This is a genomic window from Segatella copri (assembly GCF_019249765.2).
GTDB lineage: Bacteria > Bacteroidota > Bacteroidia > Bacteroidales > Bacteroidaceae > Prevotella > Prevotella copri_K.
The window spans coordinates 3,259,769-3,279,640 of the sequence record NZ_CP152484.1 but is presented as its reverse complement, the minus strand read 5'-3'; the positions used below and the strand labels follow the sequence as shown (position 1 = coordinate 3,279,640).

Here is a 19,872-nt window from a genome sequence, read left to right as displayed (position 1 = left end):
TGATAGCTACCCATGAGTGGATAGCTATATATTAATAGGTGTACCTACCATTGGATAGGCGCAATTCCGTTCTGCTGCAGATACGCATTGCAGCGGGAGAAATGATGATTGCCAAACCATCCGCCTCTGTTGGCTGATAATGGCGAAGGATGAACGCTTTCCAATATCAGATGCTTGCTTGTATCGATGAGCTTCGCCTTGCTCCGGGCATAACCGCCCCAAAGGATAAACACCAGGTGCTCCTTATCCTTGCTGAGTGCCTTGATGGCAGCATCGGTAAACTCCTCCCAGCCTTTGCGCTGATGACTTGCCGCTTGATGGGCACGAACAGTCAACGTGGCATTGAGAAGCAGTACTCCCTGTTTTGCCCAGCGGGTCAAATCGCCCGTGGCTGGCATCGGAGTGCCGAGATCCATCTGAATCTCCTTGAATATATTAATCAATGATGGCGGAAAAGTGATTCCATCCGGCACAGAGAAACTCAGTCCCATCGCCTGACCCGGCTCATGGTATGGATCCTGTCCGATAATCACTACCTTCACATCATCAAAAGGACAGAGATTGAAGGCATTGAAAATCAAGCGGCCAGGAGGATAACAGGGCGTACGCAGGTATTCCTCCTTCACGAAGTTTGTGAGGTCAACAAAATACTGCTTGTCGAACTCTTCTCCTATATGCTGTCTCCAACTTTCTTCTATCTTTACGTTCATGCTTAATATAAATTCAAAAGTATCTTAGGATACTTACGCAAGTATCCTAAGATACTTGACCAAGTATCTTAGGATACTTTTTTGAGGTATATAAAATCGTTTTTACTTGTTGTCAGAAATCAAGTTCTCACCTGTCATATCTGCAGGCTTCTCCAAGCCCATGATATGGAGGATAGAAGGAGCAACGTCTGCCAAACGACCATCCTTTACGGTAGCTGAGTTGTTGTCAGTTACGTAGATGAATGGAACTGGGTTCAAAGAGTGAGCGGTGTTAGGGGTACCGTCCTCGTTGATAGCGTGGTCTGCATTACCGTGGTCAGCGATGATGATAGCCTCATAATCGTTAGCCTTGGCAGCCTCGATAACGTCCTTTACACAGTTGTCAACAGCGTGAACAGCCTTAGCGATAGCGTTGTAGATACCAGTGTGACCTACCATATCGCCATTAGCGAAGTTTACAACGATGAAGTCATACTCCTGAGTGTTGATAGCACCAACCAACTTATCCTTTACCTCGTAAGCGCTCATCTCTGGCTTCAAGTCGTAAGTAGCCACCTTTGGAGAAGGAACCAGGATACGGTCCTCACCCTCGTATGGAGTCTCACGACCACCATTGAAGAAGAATGTTACGTGAGCATACTTCTCTGTCTCTGCAGTGTGGAGCTGCTTCTTGCCCTGTGCGCTCAAGTACTCACCGAGAGTATTCATTACGTTCTCCTTAGGGAAGAGGATGTGAACGCCCTGGAAGCTTGCATCGTATGGAGTCATGCAGTAGTACTGCAAGTCCTTGATGGTGTGCATGCCTTCCTCTGGCATATCCTGCTGAGTCAATACCTGTGTCAACTCCTTGGCACGGTCGTTACGGTAGTTGATGAAGATAACAACATCACCCTCCTGGATAGTACCGTCAACCTTAGAGTTATTGATTGGCTTGATGAACTCGTCTGTTACGTCCTCATCATAGCTCTCCTGCATTGCCTTCACCATATCGTCAGCCTGCTTACCCTTACCCTCAACGAGCAAGTCGTATGCTTCCTTCACACGGTTCCAGCGCTTGTCACGGTCCATAGCATAGAAACGACCTACGATGCTTGCGATGTGTGCACCATTCTTGTCGCAGCAAGCCTGAACCTCCTCGATGAAGCCCTTACCGCTCTTAGGGTCTGTATCACGGCCATCCATGAAGCAGTGAACGTATGTCTCCTTCAAACCATATTCCTTACCAATCTCAATCAACTTGAAGAGGTGATCCAAAGAAGAGTGAACACCACCGGTAGAAGTCAAGCCCATCAAGTGGAGTTTCTTACCTGTCTTCTGAGCATAGCTGTAAGCGTTGATGATCTCCTGATTTTTCAAGATGTCACCGCTCTCGCAAGCCTTGTTGATCTTAACGAGGTCCTGATATACCACACGACCAGCACCGATGTTGAGGTGACCTACCTCAGAGTTACCCATCTGACCGTTAGGAAGACCTACGTCCTCGCCACAAGTCTGGAGAGTAGAATGTGCTGAAACTGCTGTCAAATAATCGAGATAAGGAGTTGGAGTCTTGAAGATAACATCACCCTTATCATGCTTACCGATTCCCCATCCGTCGAGAATCATTAAAAGAGCTTTTTTTGCCATAATTACATAAAATAATTTAAATTCGAATTTCAGTGTGCAAAGTTACAACAAAATAGGTGAAGGACAAAATAAATTAAGATAAAAAAACTTCCACCTTTCTAAAAAGATGAGAGTTGATAACAAGATCAACAGGTTCGCAGGATATATCCCTTCTTGATGACTGCTTCGATACTTACCTTTTCATCTAGGTTCAATGCCCGGCGAAGATAGGTAATCTGCACGTTCAGGGCAAGGGAATTGGAGTATGAGTCATCACCCCATACTTCATTCAGTATGAAATCCCGCTCTACAAGCTGGTTCTGGTTCTCGGCAAGAAGCTTCAGAATTTCAGCTTGACGAGATGTGATGACTACTCTGGAATTACCACATAGCAGTTCATTCTGTGCATAGTAGAAAGCAATGGAACCGATAAAAACAGCAGATTCTTCACCATTGTCGTCTTCTTTCGGTTGCTTCAACTCATAAATCATATTCTTCAGGAACTCATGGCGAATGCCATCAATGCGTTTCTGGAAGACTATGGTCTTAACCAGATAATACAGACATCCTATCAAGATGAAAAAGAGAAAGATGCTTCCTATCAATTGCCACATCATGGCTTTGAGCGTTCGAGTAATAGGAATGGGCACCTGAAAAGAAATACCTTGGCGAAACATTGGGTTCGTCTGATACTTTACCGTCACCACACGTGACCATCTGCCTTCGACATCATATTTTGCATTCAGGAAGACGGTCTTGTAATCAAGATGACGAAAAAAGGATATCTTTCCATATCCCTTATCATCCAGCAATCTTTGATAGGCAGCCAAGGAAGGATGCTTACCTATATAAGCCAGATATCTGCTGATGATGAGATAAGCATCATCACCCGTAAGATCAGGATCATTCAAACGGACAAGAAAGCGGTGATTGTTCCAAAAAGAAAGCGTTGTACGGCTACCTCCCTTCTTCATATCATATTCAGATTCTACCTTAAGCATAACCGTATCTCTTCTACCTTTCGTAGATGAATTTTCCTGTAACTTTTTTCTATTCTTCAAATCTTGCGCCAACACCTCATCACAATCCTTCTTGAATTGCTCTACCTGCTGGTCTAAGCTATATTGACATTGAAGATGGAGCCAATAAGCCTGCGTGCAGAACAACAATACGATTGCTACTCCACATACCATCCATACTATTTTCAGTTTGCTGTTACTGTTCATACGTTCCTGATCTTTTGAATTTGACGGCAAAGTTACTGAAAAATCCGTAAACAAAGGCAAGAGTAATAAAATAATAATAGGCGAAAAGAAGCAAAAGTAATAACTCAGTAACAGAAATCATCGATTTCATCGAATAATCCCAGTACCTTTGCATCACAAAACGAATGAAACAGATAAAATAATGAATAAATAGACGAAGATTATGAAAAAGGTATTATTGATGGCATGGCTTGCACTGTATGCTTGCATGCTCCGAGCTCAAACAGTAAACCTGTTCGATGAATCAAGCATTGGCATGGGAGATTCCATTGATCAGGTAAAGTATCAGGTAGTATATGATGCCGAGTATATTTACGAAAAGAAATATACCAAGACCGACACCATCATTGGCCGCATCGAAGAGAAAATGCTCTTGCAGATTGGCAACAAGTATTCCGCATTCTACAGTTATCCGATATTCCAAAGAGACTCTACCATCTCCGCGAATATGGCAAAAGGAATACCTGCCAATTTTTCCGGTAATGGCGGACAGATTAATTGGAAAGTATATAAGAACTATCCAGAACCGGGCAAAACTGCCTATCTCGATTTCTTTGCTGCCGACAGATATGTGTGCATAGAGCCGATGGAACCGACAGACTGGCAACTCACAGACAGCATCGATTCCATCTGCGGTTACGAGTGCCACCAGGCAATTGCCAAGTTTAAGGGTAGAACATGGATAGCTTGGTACACGGAAGACATCCCTATTGACAATGGTCCCTGGAAACTGAGCGGACTGCCGGGATTGATACTCAAGGCTCACGACTCCGAGAACGATTATGGATTTACGGCTGTAGGACTCACTACAGACAAAGGCTCCACACCTATCTATTATAAAGGTAAGACATTCGAGCCTATCGACCGCAAATCATTGACCTCCATTTACAAGAAATACTATGCCGACCCTATCGGCTATCTGCTTCAAGATGCCAAGTATGCTGCAATTGTAAAGATCAAGGATGAAAAAGGAAATATCCTGAAGCATTCCAAGCGTGCTGAGCCATACAATCCGATTGAAAGATAATTAGCAGTTTACTTTTTTGCCAGACAAGCGCCTTAAAGACATCAGCAAGATAAGTGTCTAAGGTAAAATAGAAAAGAGAGAAAAAAGATGAAGAAAATAATAGTTCTTTTCACTATTCTGTTCGTGGCGTGCCATGCGTTTGCCCAAGAGAAGATTAGCGGTTATGTCGAAGATTCATTGACCCATAACCGTCTAGCCAACGTCTCCATCACACTGCTCCGCAATGGCAAACCCTTGAAGTTTACAAGAACAAAGGAGGACGGAACCTTCGTGCTACCTATCACCGAAAAGCAAGCCAACGACAAACTGCAGGCCACGTTTATGGGGTATAAAAAGACAAAAACATCGATTTCATCGAGAAAAGAAACCGTTATCAGTATGGCTTCAACAGCTTTTGTCTTGAAGGAAGTACAAGTAAAAGGCTCTCGCATCACAGGTCGAGACACCATATCTTTCGACCTCACCCGCTTTGCCAACGAACGAGATAACTCACTGAAAGATGTACTGAAAAAGCTGCCAGGCGTAGATATAGAGAAGAATGGTCGTATCAACTACAATGGTAAGCCCATCAACCGATTCACTGTGGAAGGTCTCGACCTGACCGGTGGCAAATATAACCAATTGGAAGAAAACATCAAGGCAAAAGATGTAAAAAAGGCCGAAGTCATCGAGCATGACCAACCTATCAAGGCGCTCCAGAACAAGACCTTTACGGATAATGTAGCGATGAACATCGCCCTGAAGGATAGTGCCCGCGACAAACTGATGCCTACTCTCAAGCCCTACTTACTCGTAGGGCATCCATCCCACGTAGGCGGAAGCATCAATATCATGCAAATTGGCAAGAAGAAACAGATGATGTATGATGCAGAATACGACAGAACAGGTAAAAATCTCGGCTATGCACTTAACCAACTCGCATCTTACAGCAATCGTCTGGCTCCAGCCTCCCTTCCATCATGGATATCAGTACCATCGCTTGACGCTCCTATCGACGAAGAACGCCTGCGCTTCAACACCTCACAAAAATACTCCATCAACCATATCAAGAAGAATAAGGACGATGCAGAGACTCGCATAGAAGCCAACTATCTTCGTACGGTAACCCGACAAGAGCGAGAGAACATGAGTATCTACGACCTCGGCGGCGAAGCTCCCACAGTTACCACTGAGCACAACCAAAAGACGATGATCAGCGATGCCTTCAATCTGCAATGGGAGAACAAGGTAAACAAGGCTGAACATTATGGCAACGAGAGCATCAGCCTCAGCGCAGCACAAAGCGACGGTTTGTCAAACATCAACGACACGCTTACCCAACGTGTCCGCATCCCAAAGCTCGACCTCTCGACAAGTATCTACCGCCTCTTCGTCTTCAAGAAAAGTCAACTCTCTTGGCGTAGCACTGCCGACTATCACCATGGTGTGGCGGACCTCTACGTTAACGAAGAGCGGAATCGCATCCGCACCAACCTTTGGCATACAGCCCACGCCTTACAGTGGATGAGGAATCGCTTCCACTGGATACAGGAATATAGAATGAGTATCGACCTCAACAACATCTATGCAAAATATCAGAAAAGAAGCGATGAAATCGGCAAAAACAGTCTTAACATCACAGGGAAGTTCACCCCTTACTGGCAATACAAGACCGAGACGTTCCGTATGTCGTTCTCTCCCGATTTCATGTGGGAACGCTTCACCTATCCACAGAAAACTCTACTTACCATATCACCCTACCTTTACTTATATAAGAAATTGGATTTCCGTAGAGAGTTGACAATCTACACAGGATACAGTACTGGAACAGGCAATGCCACCAACTACGCCATGAAGCAATATCGTCAAAGTTATCGCTCTTGGTACGCTTCGAGCGACATCATTCCGATAACTCGCTCTCTTTATGGCAAGTTGAGTTACGACTACAAGCGCCCTATCAAGGAAATCTTCTTCAGCGCATCGGTCAATGCCAGCAAAAACTGGATGAATACGGCATCCGACCTACGCATCGAGGATGGCAAATACTATACCTCATTATATAAGCAGGACAGCAAGAGCAACAACCTAGGGGCATCACTCTACATATCGAAGGGCTTCTACGACCTTCATTTGAAGACCCGCCTGGAGGGCAGTTACAACTACAGCAAGGGGGAGCAATACAGCAGCGGCAAAGCCATCAGCTACACCGCCGACAACTATACAGTGAAGCCTAGTATCGACTTCTCGCCGTCCTGGTGTGCCTTTAGCTATGAGGGAGAATTCTCTTTTTACAACTCGAAACGTCAAAAAATGGCGAAGTCATCGTTATTTAATTGGCGTCAAAGCGTATCTGCCACCGCTACCATCAGCCATGTGGACCTCTCCTTCTCGCTCGTACATTATCACAATGAGCTGCAAGAGGGCAACCACCTAAACACCCTTCTTGGCGATGCCTCGGCAGTATGGAGAATGAAAAAGCTCCGCCTTTCTGCAGAGATTAGAAACCTTTTCAACAAGAAGAATTATATGGAAACCATCTATAGCGGCATCAGTACATTGACCGACAGCTATTATCTTCGTCCTCGCGAACTGATGATTTCCGCCCAGTATTCCTTCTAAACAAGAACTCCCGTCTCTTTTCAGAGATGGGAGTTCTTTACTTTTAAGGATAAGAGACAAGGTTATAAGGGATTTTAACTTTTTTAGTTGATTTTTATTTGGAACATAACATTATTATTTGTATCTTTGCAACTGATAATATCTTGTTATTATCCCCATAATTATGCAAGAAACGAATAATATATTAGCAATATTAGATAACTACCTCCACGACAATCCTGATGAGATTGCAAAGGAGATGGCAAACGACTTCAGAAAACGAAGAATAGAGAAGAATCTGACACGTGAGCAAGTGGCAGACAAGTCAGGCGTTGCCGTCAGCAACATCACCAGATTCGAGCAAAAAGGCCTCATCTCCCTCAAAAATCTGATAGGTATCGCCATAGCTTTGGACTACACCTCAGAAATCAAGAACGTCTTCTCGCAACCCAAGTACTCCACCATGGAGGAGTTGCAACAGATAAAAAGAAACGCTAACAAGAAAAAGGCTTACAGACAATGAAACATATAGAATCTTTAACCGTGAAATATCACCAGGAGAAAGTCGGCACACTGTCATTGAGTGCCGATGGAAAAGTATGCACATTCGAGTATGACAATCAGTGGTTGGCATCTGGCTTTAGTATATCTCCGTTGGAATTGCCACTGAAGCCTGGTCTTTTCATTGCCAAAGCCACCCCTTTCAACGGGAACTTTGGCATCTTCGAAGACAGCCTTCCAGATGGATATGGTAGATACCTATTGCATAAAACCTTGCTAAAAGAGGGTATCAGCGACTTTGAGCTATCTGCTCTCGACCGACTGAGCATCGTGGGCAATGGAGGTATGGGCGCATTGACCTACGAACCTATTACTTCTATCCAGACTGGACACGAGATAGAGGACTTTGACCTTTTACAAGCCAAAGCCTTGGAAGTATTGAAGGAGCAACAGGATAATGACGCTGGATTGCTATTATATAATAGTGGTAATAGTGGCGGTTGTCGCCCGAAAGCCATTTTTACAAATGAGGATGGTCATTGGTTGGTCAAGTTTCGCCATACCTACGACCCACAAGATATGGGAAAGCAAGAGTATCATTATAATGAGATAGCCAAGCAATGTGGTATTCAAGTACCAGACTTCAAACTGGTAAACGACAAGTATTTTGCCTGCCGTCGCTTCGACATTTCTCCAACAGGCGAACGCATTCACGTAGCCACAGCTGGAGCCTTGCTCAACGTTTCCCTTTCCAACCCCATTCTCGATTATCTCAACCTTTTGGCGCTTACAGGTTATCTTACCCAGAGCCAAGAGGATGTGGAAGAGATGTTCCGCCGCATGGTTTTCAATTACATAATGGACAACAAGGACGATCACTGCAAGAACTTCTCTTTCTTGGTTCAGAAAGAGAGCGATGGCAAATGGCATTGGCATTTAGCTCCAGCCTACGACCTCACCCATTGCACCGAGGGATATAATGGTGAACACGCAACATCTGTAAATGGAACTGGGCATCCGACCGTAGAGGATATGATTGCCGTTGGCGTAAAGAACAAAATGAAGGAAAAGAGATGCCGCGAAATCTACGAAGAGGTAACCGAACAATGCTAGAATAAAAGCGAACTATCTGCGTGCGCTGTGTGGTCTATTCCTTAAACGGAATTACAATAAAAACGCCTCTATCTCTTTTTCTAGGATAGAGGCGTTTCTGTTTAATCTATTTCATTTTGCACAAGCCTCGAATTATTTATTCTGCTTCAGATAGTTCAACTGAACCTTAGGAGCGCAGGCATTGCTTGTTTTCTCGGTATATTCTGCCACCTTCAAAGTAGCAGTACCCTTGATGTTCTCTACATCACTACCTACCTTAAAGAGATAGTTACCTGCATCTACCTTCCACTGGCTGTTAGCCTCATCGAAGCTGGCAAGATCGCGCTTTTCGAGGGTCATCTTCAAAGTCTGGCTCCCACCTGGATTCAGCAACTTGGTCTTGCCGAAGGTCTTGAGTTCCTTGGCTGGCTTCTCGTAAGCGCCCTTAGGAGCGGTAACATAAACCTCAGCAACTTCCTTGCCGGCAACCTTACCGGTATTCTTGATAGTTACGCTTACCTCAATGTTATTGCCTTTTGCCTTGACAGATGGCTTGCCAAACTCGAAGGTAGTGTAGCTCAAACCATAACCGAAAGGATAAGCCACATTCTTCTTGAAGGTATCAAAGTAGCGATAACCTACGTAGATATCCTCCTCGTGGTTGCTATAATCGTAACCCTTGATATTACCCTTGCTCCAATCCAGCAGATTCTTGTAGGTGTACATATCGTAATCCTTGGCGAAGTTGGCAGTAGATGGATGATCGGTAGCAGCGATAGGCCAGGTCATGGTCAACTTACCCGATGGATTCACCTTACCGGTCAGGATATCAGCTACAGAGTTACCACCCTCGATACCTGGCTGCCAAGCTACGAGAATAGCATCCACACGGTCTCTCCAACTGGCTGTCTCCATCACAGAACCAGAGTTGATGATGACAATCACCTTCTTACCCTTGGCATGGAAAGCATCAGATACACGGAAAATCATATCCTGCTCTATCTGACTGAGGTTGAACTCACCATTGATCTGGCGATCCATACCCTCACCTGCCTGACGACCGATGGTGATGATGGCAGCGTCTGCCTTTGGCTCCTCGCCAGCTACACAACGCTCAGTAATCTCGATTTCATCGAGCTTTGGCTGACCCTGATCCAGGAACCACATCATCGGATTCTTGTCTGCCTTCAACTTAGCCTTGGCATACTTCACATAATTCTGATAGATTTCCGTAAGCTGAGGAGTAGTTGCCACGCCGATGTTCTTCAAACCGGTAACCATATCTACAGAATAGCCTACATTAACGGCTCCACTACCAAGACCACCCGACATGAAGTCGTAAGAGTTGACACCGAAGAGCGCCACGGTCTTCAAGCCCTGAATAGGAAGAGCTGCATCATTCTTCAGGAGCACCATACCTTCGGTAGAACTCTGACGGGTGATGGCAGCATGAGCCTTCAAGTCTGGCTCACCACTATATTTATATCCCTTGAATCGAGGAGTCTTCACGATATATTCGAGCATACGGCGAACATTGCGGTCCACATCCTTGATATCCAGCTTGCCATTCTTTACGGCATCAACAATATCCTGCACCTGAGCAGGATAACCCGGCATCATCAGGTCGTTGCCAGCCTCAACTTCCTGTTCCAGAGGAAGGTCGGCACGCTTACCAATCCAGTCGGTCTCCACGATTCCCTTATATCCCCAGTCGTTGCGGAGAATATCGGTAAGGAGGCCCTTGTTGCCCTGGGCATAAACACCGTTAATCTTATTATAGGCAGACATGATAGTCCAAGGATTGCTCTTGCGAACCATCATCTCGAAACCCTTCAGATACAATTCACGGAGAGCACGCTGGCTCAATCGCTCATCCACCTTGGTTCGGTCAGTTTCCTGAGAGTTCACGGCAAAGTGCTTGGCACTTACACCCACGCCCTGACTCTGTACACCCTGTACAAAGGCGGTTCCGATAAGACCCGTTACGATTGGGTCTTCAGAATAATACTCAAAGTTACGGCCGCAGAGCGGATTGCGATGCAGGTTCATACCCGGTCCGAGCACTACATCACAGCCATACTCCAGGGTTTCGTTACCGATTGCCTCACCCACCTTGCGCACCAGATCGGTGTTCCAGGTAGAAGCCAGACAGGTTCCGATAGGGAAACCGGTAGCAAAGTAGCTACGGCTGTCACCTTCGCGATGAGCATCGATATGAACACCGGCAGGACCATCACACTGAACGGTAGTAGGAATACCGAGACGAGGGATGGCTACAGTAGTACCCGCAGCACCCGGCACGAACTTCTTCTGATGTCCGAGCATAGCACCACTACCCACGAATCCATCGTTACCACCGCCCACTAAAAGTTGGGCTTTCTCTTCCAAGGTCATCGCCTTGATTACTTCTTCGATGTTATTGGCATTCAGCTGAGGTGCCGATTGCGCCATCATTGTAGTTGCCATCGCTCCAGCCGCAACGGTAAGAGCCAATTTCTTGTAGTTCATCATTTTGTCGTTTATTTCGTTAGTTATTACTTTTCTGTTCTTTTAGTCGTTTCGTCAGTTCCATGCAGTCCCTGAGAATACTGCATTTCTTCAAAAACTTGCTGCAAATATAATAAAATAAGGTGGAAACGCCAAGCATTTCCACCTTTTTTTCTTGAATTCAACAAGATTATTCCCGGATTTAACAAAAGGTATAGGAAGAACATAACATACTATACATATCCCCAACCTAAGACTAGTCCTGATATTTAATCTGGAAGTAATCAAAAACAAGACATTCCTTCCATTTCAATCTTTCGCAAATTTCGTCAAAAAGAAGAAAAAATACTCGAAAACCTTGTAGGAATCATATAATAATCGTATCTTTGCCAAATTATCCAAAAATTGGGTACTAGAGTAAGGACATTTAAATAATGAAAGGTATGGAGCAGAGAAAATCTTCCATCGAAATCTATCGTTCCCCAGAGGGAAACATAGAGCTGAATGTAAAATTAGAGAATGATACCGTTTGGCTTACACAAAGCCAAATGGCAGAGTTGTTTGCTGTTGACAGAACATCTGTTACACGACACATTCGCAACATTTACAAGAGTCAAGAACTAGACGAAAAGTCAACTTGTGCAAAAAATGCACAGGTTCGTTTTGAGGGTAAGAGACAAATCATTCGTGATATTCCTTATTATAATCTTGACATGATTATTTCGGTAGGGTACAGAGTGAATAGCAAGAATGCGACCTCTTTCCGCCGTTGGGCAACCTCTATCTTGAAGCAATACATTATCAAGGGTTACGCCATCAACCAGAAACGCCTAGACAATTACAACGAACTGAAAGAAGTGGTTCGTTTGATGTCACGTGCGATTACATTACAAGATCAGGATTCAGAAGGCGAATATAACGGACTGTTCAATGTCATCAGCGACTATGTTTATGCCCTGGATACTCTCGACAAATATGATTATCAGACATTACTCATAGACAAGACGACTCAAGCCGAGCCGTTCCATGCCACCTACGAAAATGCAATGGAAGCCATCAATGCTTTGAAAGAAAAGTTTGGAGGCAGTAAATGGTTTGCCAATGAGAAGGATGATTCATTCAAGAGCAGCATAGGTCAGATTTACCAAACCTTCGGCGGTGAAGAACTCTACGCTTCGGTAGAAGAAAAAGCAGCCATGCTGCTCTACCTTGTCGTAAAAAACCATTCATTCAGCGATGGCAACAAGAGAATTGCGGCCATGCTTTTTCTTTGGTTTATGGAGAAGAATGGCATTCTGTATGCAGAAAATGGACATAAGAGAATTGCCGACAACACACTCGTTGCCCTGACTCTGATGATTGCAGAAAGCAGAACTGAGGAAAAAGATGTTATGGTAAAAGTAGTCGTCAACTTGATTAACAAAGACAATCAATAAGAATTGCTATTTTAAAACCGCACAACAGCTGTTCTACGCATGCACAACAGCTGAAAGACAAGCGCACAACAGCTGATGTGCGACCGCATATCAACTGTTGTGCGCTTCGAGATACTTACTGTTCCAACAACTTCTATTGTATCTCCGAACAACTTCAGTTACTTCTTTCAGATACTTATGACGCATTCTTCAAACGCCAATAACGCTTGAGGAAAGGCATTCAAAGCATTGCGGAAGCTTATTCAAAGCATTGTAGAAATCTACTTCGCTGTATCCTTTGAGCTTCGCTTATCACGGCGATAACTGCGATAATCATCCAGCGGAATCTCAATATCAGGTTCCACCAGCTCACCCTCACGTGGCAAAGCGAACTTCTGATACTTGATGTTCAAGCCACGCTCTATCCACATACTCTCATAATAGGTCTGGATAGAGAGAATCTTACGGGTTTCCTCATCGATGCCCTCCTGATGATAGAGGTCCTCTGTGCGGAAGAGCACAGGCAGATGGTTGCCATCCACCATATAAGTGGTATAGGTGAAGAGGAAGTTGGAGTCCGTCTTCAGATGGATGATGCCGCCATCCACGAGGAAATGGCGATAACGGTTCATGAAATAAGTAGATGTAAGACGCTTACGAGGATTCTTCATCTGCGGGTCAGAGAAGGTGAGCCAGATTTCCTGCACCTCATCCGCAGCAAAGAAGCGGTCGATAATCTCGATGTTGGTACGGAGGAAAGCCACGTTCTTCTGTCCTTCCTCTATCGCCTTCTTGGCACCGGTCCACATACGTGCGCCCTTGATATCCACACCGATGAAGTTCATTTCAGGATAGAGTTTGGCAAGTTCCACGGTATATTCACCCTTGCCACATCCCAACTCCAGCACGATAGGGTTATCATTGTGGAAATACATCTCACGCCACTTGCCCTTCATATCGAAAGGCACGTCATCTACTACACTATATGGATACTGGAACACGTTCTCGAAACGCTCCATATCCGCAAACTTAGCTAATTTTCCTTTGCTCATTGATTCTTTTTTCTTCGTTTGGGTGCAAAGGTAAGCATTTAACGATAATTATACAAATCATATCATGGAATTTGTATAATATTAACGGAAAAAGTTTATTCCGCCTGAATACCGAAGTACTCGTTGAGTTCGGCGATGGCAGCACCATCGGCATTAGGAAAATCCTTCACCAGCTTGCCTTTCTCCAGCAGGAGGATGCGGGTAGAGATGTCGGCAACGAAGTTGAGGTTATGGCTGGAGATGATGACCGTGATGGCCTGCTCCTTGCAGATGCGCTGAATCATATGGGCGATAGTCATCTGAGAAGATGGGTCGAGATAGTTGAACGGCTCATCCAGAAGAAGAACCTTCGGATTAATAATCATCGCTCCAATGATACCAATCTTCTGGCGGTTGCCCTGAGAAAAATCACGGAGATACTTTTTGGTTCCCATGATTTCATCGTGCATAAAGCCCTCAAACTGAGCCAATCGCTCCTGCAGGGTTTCATCGTCAATGTGATAAACATCAGCGATGAAATCGAAGTATTCCTCAGGGGTGAGGAAGTCGATGAGGAATCTGCCGTCGATGTAACTGCCGGTATATTCCTTCCAGGTCTCACTCTCGTTCACCTTTTGTCCATTGCTTTCCACGAAACCGTCATCAGCCTGAATCAGGTCGAGAATCAGGCGGAGCAAGGTGGTCTTGCCCGCACCATTATTACCTACGAGTCCTATCAACTCACCCTTTGCAACACCCAGATTATCAATATCGAGTACAGTATTGCCATTATATATCTTTTTGAGATTCTGAATCTTGATATCCATTATTCTAATGTTTAATGTGTAGTGTTTAATGTTTACTTAGCTTTCCATAAACTTCTCCATGCGCTTATACTTGTTCTTCTCGAAGATGGCAGCAATCTTGGCGATGAACCATTTGTGGATGGCGATGCTGATGACTGCCAGCGTTACGCAGGTGATAAACCATGCTGTCTCACCGAAGAAATAATAGACTGCACAGACACCAGCCAGCGGGAAGAGAAAGGCGATGGCATAAAGATTAATCTTCAGATTCGCTCCCTGCATGCTGAACATGGAAGTCTGGAATATCTCCAGACGGGAAGAGAAGAGTGCCGTAGGCAGATTGAAGAGATTGATGAATACTGCCAGACAGAAACCGCTGATAAGCACCAGAATTCCGATTCCTGCCTGCAGGAAAAGGAACGGAAGGGTAAGCAGCAAAGCGACAGCACTCACCACCATATAATAATAGAAGCAATTCTGCAGCATCTGTTTAACCTTGACAGGCTTGGTCATCAAACCATGGAAGAAGTTTGCCTCTATGCCAAAGGTCCATTGCGACAACACCACCGATGGCAGCAGGATGGCACCCGCCACATAGAGGGTAGTCATAGCCACCTTGTCCCCCATTTCCTGTCCCGCTTCTGCCGGGAGCAAGGCAAAGAGATAGGCATCGAAAAGGAAGATGGCAGTAATCATAATCACCATCGTACGGACACGCTTTGCTCTCAATGTGCCGATATATTGCAGACTGAAGAGGTTGATATGGCTGAAACCACGGAACCTGGAAACCTTCTGCTTCTGCTCGTTATAAATCTTTTCGTGATAAAGATAGAAGGTAAGTCCGGCGAATACCGCTCCGGCAAGGAAGAAGATACCCACCCATCCCATCCATACCGGGAAGAAGGAAGCCACAAACATATACCCTATCAGCACGGCAAACATTCCCATCCATCCCAATATCAAGGGCCATTTCAGAATCCACTCCGTAGCCTTGCGGTAACAGGTGATGTAGATGCCGTTGACAAAAGAGAACTCCAGGAACAGGAAGAAGCTGGCTACAACCTCACTTGCCGGCAGGAAATAGATAAATACCGGAAGCATAAGCACCGGAAGCACATAGTTCCAGAAACTCACGAGATTGGTAGTGAGCAGGAACTTGTTCCAGATTTTCTCCGGCACAGGGCGCGACTTCACATAATCATCCATCGCCGTAATATCCCGCTTCATCACCATCTTCATGATAATGTCTGGAATCAGCATACCGACAACGATACCGGCTCCCAACAGGGCAGGCATGTCTTCGCCCCCAAGTTCTCCCCCATTCTCGGTGAAGCTGAGAAAAAAGCTCACGCCCATCACCACATACAGGAAGATGATGTAGCACGCCACGAAGGCATCTCGCTTGTGGAAGTTACGGCGCTGCTGCAACCACCAAAGCCTTAAAAGTAATCTCAACATAAATTATTCTTTTTATGGTTTACGGGCACAAAGGTAAATAAAAATATCCGAAATCTCCTACAAAATGATAGAAATAACTTAAAAATAACATTAGATGAAAAGTAAGAGAAAACAGAAAGAGAAGAAAAGAAAGAATAGGAACATACGCAAAAACGGCATCTCCTCACGAAGATGCCGTTTCTTCCAAACTAACATTAACTTATATATCAACTATTCATCAAAACTATTATAAACCTAAAAGTCAACTCTAGCGTATGTCATCTAATACTTATAATACTCTTATTCAGGCTGAACCGGCAAGATGTTATCATCCTCATCATAGAAGAGAGGAGCCACCTTTACGCTGCGAAGCCAGGTTGTATCATTTGATGGCACACAGTCGTGATGGAACAAATACCACTGTCCCTTGTACTCACAGATACTGTGATGGGTTGTCCAACCTACTACCGGTTCCAGGATGACGCCCTTGTAAGTGAACGGACCATAAGGATTATCACCTACAGCATAGCAGAGATAATGAGTATCACCGGTAGAGTAGCTGAAGTAATACTTGCCCTTATACTTATGCATCCAGCTGGCCTCGAAGAAGCGATGAGGATCATCAGCTGGCAATACATTACCCTCTTCGTCAACGATGACAACAGGCTTTGGCATTTCTGCAAACTGCTGCACATCATCAGTCATCATGGCTACACGAGATGGTAACGGATTCTCCTTGCCCTCTGGAAGATGCTCATCCTTCAGTGCCTTGTTGTCCTTGTACCACTGAAGCTGACCGCCCCAGATACCACCGAAGTAGCAGTAAATCTTGCCATCATCATCCTTGAACACGCAAGGGTCGATGCTGTATGACTTGCGGATAGGGTCGGCATTCGGAACGAAAGGACCTTCAGGCTTATCAGCCACAGCCACACCGAGATGGAACACGCCATTATAATCCTTGGCAGAGAAGATGAGATAGTACTTGCCATCCTTCTCTACAACATCGTTGTCCCACATCTGCTTCTCAGCCCATGGCACATCCTTCACATCGAGAATCACACCATGATCGGTTACCTCACCATCCATCACATCGTCCATAGAGAGAACATGATAGTCTTTCATCTGGAAGTGACCGCCATCATCGTCGAAGCTTTCGCCGCTATCCCAGTCATGAGATGGGTAAACATACAGGCGACCGTTAAACACATTGGCAGATGGGTCTGCCATATAATCCTTTGGGAACAAATATCTTGCTTTCATTGTTGTTTATTATTTTAAGAGATGTACAATATTATCTAAAGAGATTTTACTTAAAGAGTTTTACGATTTCCTTCACCACTGGCTTCACCTCGTTGTTGCGGTCGATGAGCAGTGGATAGTTGGTTCTGCCAGGGATAGGCCAGCCATTCAACCAAGAGTGACCATCGTTGACACCCCAGAAGGTAACACGACTGATAACATCCTTATGGCGCTCTACAATCTTAAAGAGATCGAGATAACGCTGGTTGAAGAGTTTCTGCGCCTTCTTGTCAAGTCCCTTCACGTATGGATTGTACTTCTTCTGAAGTTCAAACTTCTGGCTGATTTCCGCTCCGCCGAATCCTTCCGGATTAGGAAGCATATTCATATCCAGCTCAGTCAGCATCACCTTCACGCCTTCACCAGCAAAAGCCTCGATGCTCTTCTCATACTCAGCATAGTCAGGATAATCGAAACCATTGTGGCTCTGCATACCTACTGCATCGATACGGAGACCCTTAGCCTTCAAATCGCGAACCAGCTTGCAGATAGCCTCTCGCTTGGCTGGCTTCGAAGTAGAATAATCATTGTAGTAGAGTTCTACGTTTGGATCAGCCTCATGAGCAAAGCGGAAAGCCAGTTCTATGAACTCCGGACCGATAATCTTATAATATAGAGACTTGCGGTAAGAGCCATCATCCTCGAAAGCCTCGTTCACAACGTCCCAACCCTTTACTCTACCTTTATAATGAGTAACCACATTCATAATATGGTTATACATTCTGCCGATAAGCACTTCACGGCTTACCAGATTACCCTTATCATCGGTAAACATCCACTTAGGTGGCTGAGAATGCCAAACCAGACAATGACCTATCAAGGTCTTGCCGTTCTTCTCTGCCCAGTCAGCGAGTTTATCGCCATCAGTGAAATCAAAGCGATTCACCTCCGGATGATTCTTCTCACCCTTCATACAGTTTTCGGCAACTACCTGGTTAAACTGTTTCTTCACTACTTCCTCACCTGCAGGGTCTTGTCCATTAGGCAAATCGGTATTAATGGCAGCACCTACCAGGAAGTACTTACCCATAGTTTCCTGGAATGTTGGGATTTGAGCTGCTGAGTTCGCTTTTTGAGCGAAAGCTGTTGAAGCAAGCATCAGCCCCAGTGCCAGAGTTGTGATCTTTTTCATATCTTATATCTATTTTTCTCGTTAATAATTATAGTCTCTAGTTTTCTTCCTTGTGTCGGGCCTCAATCTTCTTGTTGATGTCGTCGATGACCTCATCGGTCAACTCATATTTAGAGATGATGAACATCGCCAAGCCCAGCAAGATGGCAGGGATTACGCATACCAGCCAGCGGATACCTTCCTGTGCCAGAGGAGTCTGCTGCTCCAAATCGTTCATGAAGTAAGCACCGGCAGCATTACCTACCGACATCATGGCGAAGGCTGTAATGAAGAAGAGCGCCACGATACGGAGAGGACGGTTATGGAAGAATTCTGTCCACAGGTCACTCACCTTAACATTCTTGGTTTCCTTCTCATCCATTACCACACGTTCCTTGGTTTGGGTAAAGCAGAATACCAGAAGGGCGAAACCTACCAGGGCAAAAATCAGCATGGCAACAAACCAAGCATTACTGTCGGTAGGAAGAGAGTTGCCCTCCTGAGCAGCTGCAGCCTGATAACCGGTCCATGCAAGAACTGCACCAGGAATAACACCACCCAGAGCCATACCTGCCTTATAGAAGATACCGGTCAGGGCATTGACGATGCCGGCAATACGCTTGCCGCTGGTAAATTCTGCAAAAGAGATAACCTCCGGAATCAGAGCCCACATATATCCTGTAGCTACGATTACGCCTGTTGATTTGATAAACTGAGCGATATAAACCAGCGTGATATGATCCTTTACAGGTCCCATCTTGCTGATGATATAAAGCATCGCCATACCCACGATAGCCACAGTAAGGAAGATGTAGAACATATTCTTCTTGCCCACCTTTTTCTTGATGGCAGGAACCAGTGGCATAAAGATGAAAGATGGCAAAGAGCCCAAACCCATGAAGAGCGCCATTTCGATAGGGAGATCCTTGGCTGCAGCGAGCATCGCTACCAGGATTGGAACACCTGCCGATACACAGAGTCCACCCACATTTGCCATGAACATACGTACAGAGGTAAGAATGGTTATCTCGTCTGTATCGCGAGTCAGCGAAGAGTTCAAGGCTCCGTAAGGTACATTAATCAATGTATAGAGCATAGACAAGCCTACGTATGTTACATAGGCATAGATAAGTTTGATGGTTTCTGTCTGTCCTTCCATACCATTCCAGAAACAGAGGATGGCAAGTACAGTGAGTGGCAAACCCGCCAGGACGAGATATGAACGATACTTACCCCAACGCGGATTATGCTTATCTACATAAGTTCCCACCAACGGGTCCCAGAGTACATCGACCAAGCGAACCACCAAGAACATGGTGGCAGCAACACCAGGATTAAGTCCATAGATGTCGGTGTAGAAGAACAACAGATACATGCAGATGGTCTGGTAGATGAGGTTTTGCGCCAAGTCTCCAGATCCGAATCCGATGCGTTGTAGCCAATTCAGTTTGTAGAATCCTTTAGATTCCTGTGTTACAGATGTCTGTTCCATATTTTATTCTGTCA

At 45.1% G+C, this 19,872-nt stretch carries 15 protein-coding genes; 5 read left to right on the top strand and 10 right to left on the bottom strand.

The genetic code is table 11. The features are described 5' to 3' along the window. Window positions 1-44: 44 nt before the first annotated feature. From KUA46_RS13900 to KUA46_RS13890, 3 genes are all read right to left on the bottom strand, one after another. Entirely contained in the window at window positions 45-710 is a 666-nt protein-coding gene (locus KUA46_RS13900) for a uracil-DNA glycosylase (RefSeq protein ID WP_153139131.1), read from the bottom strand. A 102-nt stretch (window positions 711-812) separates the two neighbouring features. Continuing rightward, window positions 813-2,336, bottom strand: a complete 1,524-nt coding sequence (gene gpmI, locus KUA46_RS13895; protein ID WP_117692940.1) for a 2,3-bisphosphoglycerate-independent phosphoglycerate mutase — start codon at window positions 2,334-2,336, stop codon at window positions 813-815. A gap of 125 nt (window positions 2,337-2,461) precedes the next feature. Beyond that, window positions 2,462-3,541: a winged helix-turn-helix domain-containing protein gene (locus KUA46_RS13890; RefSeq protein ID WP_420377700.1), complete on the bottom strand. Its 1,080-nt coding sequence runs from the start codon at window positions 3,539-3,541 to the stop codon at window positions 2,462-2,464. Between the two features lie 202 nt (window positions 3,542-3,743). Between KUA46_RS13890 and KUA46_RS13885 the strand changes: the two genes are divergently transcribed. The 4 genes from KUA46_RS13885 (at window position 3,744) to KUA46_RS13870 (ending at window position 8,798) form a co-directional block, all read left to right on the top strand. After that, complete coding sequence (locus KUA46_RS13885) at window positions 3,744-4,607, top strand: GLPGLI family protein (RefSeq protein ID WP_218487456.1); 864 nt, start codon at window positions 3,744-3,746, stop codon at window positions 4,605-4,607. An 87-nt stretch (window positions 4,608-4,694) separates the two neighbouring features. Beyond that, the gene (locus KUA46_RS13880; RefSeq protein ID WP_218487455.1) at window positions 4,695-7,205 is read left to right on the top strand and encodes a hypothetical protein; all 2,511 of its coding nucleotides are present in this window, start codon (window positions 4,695-4,697) and stop codon (window positions 7,203-7,205) included. A gap of 163 nt (window positions 7,206-7,368) precedes the next feature. Beyond that, window positions 7,369-7,707 (top strand): helix-turn-helix domain-containing protein, encoded by a 339-nt coding sequence (locus tag KUA46_RS13875; RefSeq protein ID WP_022121265.1) that lies wholly within the window; start codon window positions 7,369-7,371, stop codon window positions 7,705-7,707. Continuing rightward, window positions 7,704-8,798, top strand: coding sequence for a HipA domain-containing protein (locus KUA46_RS13870; protein ID WP_153139645.1), 1,095 nt, complete (start codon window positions 7,704-7,706; stop codon window positions 8,796-8,798). The genes KUA46_RS13875 and KUA46_RS13870 overlap by 4 nt, the downstream gene beginning before the upstream one ends. A 132-nt stretch (window positions 8,799-8,930) precedes the next feature. On the opposite strand, the gene KUA46_RS13865 is transcribed toward KUA46_RS13870, so the two are convergent. Next, a complete protein-coding gene (locus KUA46_RS13865) occupies window positions 8,931-11,285 on the bottom strand; it encodes a beta-glucosidase (protein ID WP_218487460.1) in 2,355 nt (784 codons plus the stop codon). 413 nt (window positions 11,286-11,698) lie between these two features. Between KUA46_RS13865 and rhuM the strand changes: the two genes are divergently transcribed. Then, window positions 11,699-12,700 (top strand): RhuM family protein, encoded by a 1,002-nt coding sequence (gene rhuM / locus KUA46_RS13860; RefSeq protein WP_218487454.1) that lies wholly within the window; start codon window positions 11,699-11,701, stop codon window positions 12,698-12,700. A gap of 260 nt (window positions 12,701-12,960) precedes the next feature. Here rhuM and trmB read toward each other — a convergent pair whose 3' ends face one another. The 6 genes from trmB to KUA46_RS13830 form a co-directional block, all read right to left on the bottom strand. Continuing rightward, window positions 12,961-13,731 carry a tRNA (guanosine(46)-N7)-methyltransferase TrmB gene (trmB, locus tag KUA46_RS13855; RefSeq protein WP_040553112.1) on the bottom strand — a complete coding sequence of 257 codons (771 nt, stop codon included), beginning with the start codon at window positions 13,729-13,731 and terminating at the stop codon, window positions 12,961-12,963. Between the two features lie 95 nt (window positions 13,732-13,826). Beyond that, entirely contained in the window at window positions 13,827-14,537 is a 711-nt protein-coding gene (locus KUA46_RS13850) for an ABC transporter ATP-binding protein (protein ID WP_153139644.1), read from the bottom strand. Window positions 14,538-14,573: 36 nt separating this feature from the next. After that, window positions 14,574-15,974, bottom strand: coding sequence for a DUF5687 family protein (locus KUA46_RS13845; protein ID WP_153139642.1), 1,401 nt, complete (start codon window positions 15,972-15,974; stop codon window positions 14,574-14,576). A gap of 279 nt (window positions 15,975-16,253) precedes the next feature. Continuing rightward, a complete protein-coding gene (locus KUA46_RS13840; RefSeq protein ID WP_118085853.1) occupies window positions 16,254-17,216 on the bottom strand; it encodes a glycoside hydrolase family 43 protein in 963 nt (320 codons plus the stop codon). Window positions 17,217-17,262: 46 nt separating this feature from the next. After that, entirely contained in the window at window positions 17,263-18,387 is a 1,125-nt protein-coding gene (locus KUA46_RS13835) for an endo-1,4-beta-xylanase (protein ID WP_153139639.1), read from the bottom strand. Window positions 18,388-18,424: 37 nt separating this feature from the next. Continuing rightward, the gene (locus KUA46_RS13830; protein ID WP_022121255.1) at window positions 18,425-19,858 is read right to left on the bottom strand and encodes an MFS transporter; all 1,434 of its coding nucleotides are present in this window, start codon (window positions 19,856-19,858) and stop codon (window positions 18,425-18,427) included. Between the last annotated feature and the right edge of the window lie 14 nt (window positions 19,859-19,872).

What these genes read in the sequence shown, in the direction of transcription:
- KUA46_RS13900 (WP_153139131.1), bottom strand. Translation starts at nt 710, where the DNA reads ATGAACGTAAAGATAGAAGAAAGTTGGAGACAGCATATAGGAGAAGAG.
- gpmI (WP_117692940.1), bottom strand. Translation starts at nt 2,336, where the DNA reads ATGGCAAAAAAAGCTCTTTTAATGATTCTCGACGGATGGGGAATCGGT.
- KUA46_RS13890 (WP_420377700.1), bottom strand. Translation starts at nt 3,541, where the DNA reads ATGAACAGTAACAGCAAACTGAAAATAGTATGGATGGTATGTGGAGTA.
- KUA46_RS13885 (WP_218487456.1), top strand. Translation starts at nt 3,744, where the DNA reads ATGAAAAAGGTATTATTGATGGCATGGCTTGCACTGTATGCTTGCATG.
- KUA46_RS13880 (WP_218487455.1), top strand. Translation starts at nt 4,695, where the DNA reads ATGAAGAAAATAATAGTTCTTTTCACTATTCTGTTCGTGGCGTGCCAT.
- KUA46_RS13875 (WP_022121265.1), top strand. Translation starts at nt 7,369, where the DNA reads ATGCAAGAAACGAATAATATATTAGCAATATTAGATAACTACCTCCAC.
- KUA46_RS13870 (WP_153139645.1), top strand. Translation starts at nt 7,704, where the DNA reads ATGAAACATATAGAATCTTTAACCGTGAAATATCACCAGGAGAAAGTC.
- KUA46_RS13865 (WP_218487460.1), bottom strand. Translation starts at nt 11,285, where the DNA reads ATGAACTACAAGAAATTGGCTCTTACCGTTGCGGCTGGAGCGATGGCA.
- rhuM (WP_218487454.1), top strand. Translation starts at nt 11,699, where the DNA reads ATGAAAGGTATGGAGCAGAGAAAATCTTCCATCGAAATCTATCGTTCC.
- trmB (WP_040553112.1), bottom strand. Translation starts at nt 13,731, where the DNA reads ATGAGCAAAGGAAAATTAGCTAAGTTTGCGGATATGGAGCGTTTCGAG.
- KUA46_RS13850 (WP_153139644.1), bottom strand. Translation starts at nt 14,537, where the DNA reads ATGGATATCAAGATTCAGAATCTCAAAAAGATATATAATGGCAATACT.
- KUA46_RS13845 (WP_153139642.1), bottom strand. Translation starts at nt 15,974, where the DNA reads ATGTTGAGATTACTTTTAAGGCTTTGGTGGTTGCAGCAGCGCCGTAAC.
- KUA46_RS13840 (WP_118085853.1), bottom strand. Translation starts at nt 17,216, where the DNA reads ATGAAAGCAAGATATTTGTTCCCAAAGGATTATATGGCAGACCCATCT.
- KUA46_RS13835 (WP_153139639.1), bottom strand. Translation starts at nt 18,387, where the DNA reads ATGAAAAAGATCACAACTCTGGCACTGGGGCTGATGCTTGCTTCAACA.
- KUA46_RS13830 (WP_022121255.1), bottom strand. Translation starts at nt 19,858, where the DNA reads ATGGAACAGACATCTGTAACACAGGAATCTAAAGGATTCTACAAACTG.